The sequence below is a fragment of the Bradyrhizobium sp. genome (assembly GCF_004799445.1).
Classification (GTDB): domain Bacteria; phylum Pseudomonadota; class Alphaproteobacteria; order Rhizobiales; family Xanthobacteraceae; genus Bradyrhizobium.
This window is the reverse complement of record NZ_SSNA01000163.1, coordinates 1-4,673: the sequence shown is the minus strand read 5'-3', so window position 1 is coordinate 4,673 and position 4,673 is coordinate 1. Positions and strand designations below refer to the sequence as shown.

Sequence of the window (4,673 nt, the reverse complement as noted above, 5' to 3'; positions counted from 1 at the left end):
CACAGCCGACCTACGGCGTCCAGAACAAGACGGTCCCGGCGGCCAGTAAGCGCTGGGGCCGTTTTCTGAGGCCGCTGCCCGATCGAATCCCCGGACTCACCAGCGGCCTTCCTAGAGTCATGGAGGGGCTATTGCCCGGTCGGATCCAGCGCTCGGAGATCGCGAGCATCGTTTGGAGATCGGTTTCAGCGCGGATTGATAGACTGCGTGAAAGTGAAAATCAGATGATCGACCGTGGTGTCCGCGATAGACGAGGCGTCTGGAACTACGGTAGGCGGATCCTGTGGATACCGGGTATAGTGCGTGACGTGCAGCCGATTTAAGACGTTGAGATTTTGCGCCACACCTGGCTCATCGGGGAGCCCATATTGGAGCGCTAGCCTATACCACCCTAGCAGGTCGTGCTGCTTCGGCTCCTCACCTCGAGTCATTCCGCTGTCGATCGAAAACTGAGCGAATGCCTTCAACGCAAGTTCGATTGCGTGGGTCAACATCGCGTACTTCGGCCAATATTGCTCGCCGTTTAAATAATCAGGCAGTCTCGACGCCGCGTCTCTGAACAGCCTCGCGCGGTGCATGTATTGCTGAGGATTGGTCCCGGACGGCCTGATTGAGAAGATTGGCGGCTTCATCGATAAATCCGCAAAAAATATTTTTTGGTGTCTTCCCATGTCCTTCCCAATTCGATTTTATGGGAAGATTTGGTTTTGCTAAATCGATCTAAGTTATTGATATTATTGGTCGGGGCAGCTGGATTCGAACCAACGACCTGCAGTACCCAAAACTGCCGCGCTACCAGGCTGCGCTATACCCCGATCTCTGGAAAAGGTCGTCGATACACGCTTCAAGCGCGGCCAGCAAGACAGAAGCGTTTTCGAGCGAAACAAGCCTTCGGACCTGATCCGAGCGGTGAACAGCGGTTAACGTGAAGAAAACGCGCCAAAACAAAAGATTAGAGCTCCAAATTCCCACTCAATCGGAACCGGTCCGGCCCGCGCTTCCTTGCCCGGTTAGCGGCCATTGAAGAGCGGATGGGCGACGCGATCGCCGGGCGCGATTCCGTATTTCTGGGCCGTGCCGGCGATCACCTCCAGCACCCCCTTGGCCAGGCCCCTCGACGGGATGATCTTGGTGGACATCGGCTCGGTATTCTCGGCGATCCGCAGAATCCGGCCATCGGCCCGGATGAAGATCATGTCGAGCGAGATGTAGGTATTTTTCATCCACATCGACACCTCCTGTTCCGGCGAGAAATCGAATAGCATCCCTTTCCCGTCCGCCAGTTCCTTGCGGTACATCAGGCCGGTGGTTTTTTCCTCTTCGGTCGTTGCCATCTCGACCGAGAACACGTGCACGCCGGATTTGGTCACGATCTCGAGCGGCCCGATGCTTGCGGCGCGGGCGTCAAGGCCGGCGAATGCGCAAAGCGCGCCTGCTACCGCGATGCAAATCCAGAACCACGCGCGCCGGCCAACAACTCGATCAACATTTCCAAGCAACGCTCACCTCACCGACAGAAGATTTCGACAGAGCCGCAGCGGCACACACCTCGGCGGAACCGGCGCCGGTTGACCGTAGCCTGATGATCGGGCCAAATACCAGACCTCGGTAAGCCAGACCACGCCCGTTTCGGCGCGCAACCCATGAGTTCTGATGGGGTCGGGTAGCGTGGAAAGGAGCAAGCGCGCCTTAGTGCGATGACAGCCCCGGCGAGCCGGTTTCGGGCTGGATTTCGGCCGCCATCATGCCCTTGGAACCGGGCCCAAACCGCACCAGGACGTACTGACCAGGGCGCAGTTCCGTCATTCCGTAGCGGCGCAAGGTTTCCATGTGGACGAAAATATCCGGGGTGCCCTCGCCGCAGGTCAGGAAGCCGAAGCCGCGCAGGCGATTGAACCACTTGACCTGGGCTCGTTCCAGACCGCTGGTCGGAGTGACGCTGACATGGGTCCGGGGCGGCAACATCTGCGCCGGATGGATCGCCGTCGACTCGTCCATCGAAAGGATGCGGAACGCCTGATAACCCTTCGCCCGCTGCACGCATTCGCAAACCAGCCGCGCGCCCTCGTAGGCGGTTTGGTAGCCGTCGCGCCTGAGCACTGTGACGTGCAGAAGCACATCCGGCCAGCCATTGTCGGGAACGATGAAGCCGTAGCCCTTTGATGCGTCGAACCATTTGATGACGCCGCTGATTTCCACCAGATTGGCGGCGGCATCGCCAAGGCCCGTCAGGGCATCGATCGCGGGATCACGCTCAACGCCGGCTGAAAATCCGCCCGGCCCAAGCCTGTTAGGTCCCGCCGCGCCGGACGGCGGGCCTCCAAGCTTCTTGGACTCAAATCCGTCCGACACCATGACCGCGGACCCCACACATGATCTACCGCCCGCCATTTCGTGCGGCGGCGCCTGCACGCGCCCATCCATGACACTTCATGATGACGCAACGCGAATCTCTCGAATCAAAAGATAACACTCCCGCTTGCGGCGCATAGACAAAAAACCAATCTCCGGGAACCTATGAACAGTCTTGCGCGGGCGGCGAATCACGCGGGCGCAAATCAATTAGGCATCAGTTGCCCACGAACGGCCCCAGCGTTTCCCCGATATCGTGGCGGATCACCAGATCGGCAAGATCGTCCTGCTCGGTGGGCTCGTTGTTGATGATCACGAGGCGGGCTCCGGAATTCTTGGCCAGCAGCGGGAAGCCCGCGGCCGGCCAGACCACCAGCGACGATCCGATCGCCACGAACAGGTCGCATTGCTGGGCGAGTTCCGTGGCGCGCTGCATGGCTTGTTCCGGCATCGCCTGCCCGAACGAGATGGTCGCGGTCTTGACCGGCTCGTCGCAGACGGCGCAGTCGGGCGCTCGGCCCGACGCATCGAAACGCTGTTTGACCCACGCCAGATCGTAAGCCTGCCCACAACCGATGCAGCGTGCGTAAGTGGTATTGCCATGCAGTTCCACCACGTGATCGCCGGCGAAACCCGAGACCTGATGCAGATTGTCGATGTTCTGGGTGACGATGGCGGGAATTTTGCCGGCCTTGTAGAGCGCGGCGAGCGCACGGTGACCGCGCCCCGGCTTTGCCGCGGCGAAGATCGGCTCCATGGCAAAGCGTCGCCGCCATGCCTCGTTGCGCGCGTCCGCGCTGGCGACAAATTCATCAAAAGGGATCGGCCGGTTGCGGGTCCACAATCCGCCCGGCGAGCGGAAATCAGGAATGCCACACTCGGTCGAAATACCCGCGCCGGTGAAGGGAACGATGACGGACGCCTCGGCGATCATGTCGCCGAGCTGCTCCACCCCGCTACGAAGGTCCGACGCGATCACCTTGGGATCATCCGAAAGTTCAGCCGAGACAATGATAGCACGGCCGGCCGGATTGCGATTTTCGACGCCTGCCCGGTCAACCGGCGGCGCCGGGACCTGCCGCCGCCCTACGCCGCCTTGGCGATCGGATCCTTGGCGATCGGTTCCTTGGCCTCGTCGCCTTTCCTGGCGACCTCGTCGCTCTTTTTGGCTTTCGCCACGGCCGGCGCAGCGAGCGATTTTTTCGCCGGCTTGCCGTAGAGCGACAGTCTTTCCAGTTCGGCTTCGAGCTCGGCCTGCCGCGCCGCGACCTTTTCAGCCAGTTTGTCGGTTGCGTTGTCACGCAACGCGGCGAGTTCTTCGATGGTTAGCGAGTCCAGATCGATTTTTGCCATGCAGGCCTCCTGTTCCCTTGTCGCTACCGGGAAGGCGCACCGGCGACAAGGCGCCACGACTGTTATCCACCGCGATGTGGTTCGCACCCGGGAAATCACAATCCGGCAACGCCAAATCCTAATTCGCGCCCCAATCTCCCGCGCAAATGAGCGCGGGACACGACTCGAAAGGGATGGGCATGACCGAGGAAGCAAACCGCCGCGCTCGCGAGCGCGAAGAGATCGCCACCCGCGTGGCAAATTTCAAAGCCACCCAGGAAAAATTCCAGCGCGAGCGCGAGGAATATTTCTTCGCCACGCTGGACAACGCCCGCCACAGCGAAAACGCGCGTCATGCGCCTGAACGCCCGCCGCTCTGGTCGTAAGGGGGGCTTTGAGACTGTCGGCGAGCCACCGGCTGCGCCCCCATACCCTCAACGTCGTCCCCGCGAAAGCGGGGACCCCAGCGTGAGCGCAATTGCGCTCATCGGGACGCCGCGGCCTCGCGTTTTGGCACGGTGGCTAACGGCTTCTGCTCCAATCAACACCTGTGGTTATGGGTCCCTGCGTTCGCAGGGACGACACCTACCGTGAGGCGTTCGCGGATTCAAATTTCAAACAGCCAAGAGCAATGGGTTAAACTCGTCATTGCGAGCGTTAGCGAAGCAATCCATCGTACCGCATAAAGAAAGAATGGATTGCTTCGTCGCTTCGCTCCTCGCAATGACGACAGGATATAGCTTCGCGATCTAGCCGCGCGTTTCGCGCGAGTTTTGGCCTGCTCGTTTCGCCCTCTCCCATCAGAGGGCGCAGGGAATGCCGGGCGCCCGATGCGCCCGCAACCGCGCGTGCGGGGGTGGAAAGCACAAAAGCACACGCGTTGGTCAGGTCACACCGGAATCACCCGGCATTCCCCGCGCAATGGTTTTACGGTTTCCTTCGTGCTCTCCCCGGTGATCGGCTTGTTGACACCGTCACTGGCGAAGTGA

General features: G+C 60.7%; 6 protein-coding genes and 1 tRNA gene. 1 reads left to right on the top strand and 6 read right to left on the bottom strand.

Translation table 11 applies throughout. The annotated features are described in order from the left end of the window. Nucleotides 1–185 precede the first annotated feature (185 nt). From E8A46_RS21310 to E8A46_RS21285, 6 genes are all read right to left on the bottom strand, one after another. On the bottom strand, nucleotides 186–632 hold the full coding sequence (locus E8A46_RS21310; protein ID WP_291565526.1) for a hypothetical protein: 447 nt from the start codon (nucleotides 630–632) through the stop codon (nucleotides 186–188). A 106-nt stretch (nucleotides 633–738) separates the two neighbouring features. Beyond that, nucleotides 739–815 (bottom strand) — tRNA-Pro (locus E8A46_RS21305). Nucleotides 816–1,010: 195 nt separating this feature from the next. Continuing rightward, nucleotides 1,011–1,451 carry a DUF192 domain-containing protein gene (locus E8A46_RS21300; RefSeq protein WP_291565528.1) on the bottom strand — a complete coding sequence of 147 codons (441 nt, stop codon included), beginning with the start codon at nucleotides 1,449–1,451 and terminating at the stop codon, nucleotides 1,011–1,013. A gap of 238 nt (nucleotides 1,452–1,689) precedes the next feature. Beyond that, nucleotides 1,690–2,355 (bottom strand): cold-shock protein, encoded by a 666-nt coding sequence (locus E8A46_RS21295; RefSeq protein WP_291565525.1) that lies wholly within the window; start codon nucleotides 2,353–2,355, stop codon nucleotides 1,690–1,692. 214 nt (nucleotides 2,356–2,569) lie between these two features. After that, complete coding sequence (locus E8A46_RS21290) at nucleotides 2,570–3,331, bottom strand: Sir2 family NAD-dependent protein deacetylase (protein ID WP_291565523.1); 762 nt, start codon at nucleotides 3,329–3,331, stop codon at nucleotides 2,570–2,572. A gap of 107 nt (nucleotides 3,332–3,438) precedes the next feature. Further along, nucleotides 3,439–3,705: a hypothetical protein gene (locus tag E8A46_RS21285; protein WP_291565521.1), complete on the bottom strand. Its 267-nt coding sequence runs from the start codon at nucleotides 3,703–3,705 to the stop codon at nucleotides 3,439–3,441. 179 nt (nucleotides 3,706–3,884) lie between these two features. Here E8A46_RS21285 and E8A46_RS21280 point away from each other — a divergent pair, with 179 nt between their 5' ends. Further along, nucleotides 3,885–4,070 (top strand): hypothetical protein, encoded by a 186-nt coding sequence (locus E8A46_RS21280; RefSeq protein WP_363252260.1) that lies wholly within the window; start codon nucleotides 3,885–3,887, stop codon nucleotides 4,068–4,070. Nucleotides 4,071–4,673: the final 603 nt, after the last annotated feature.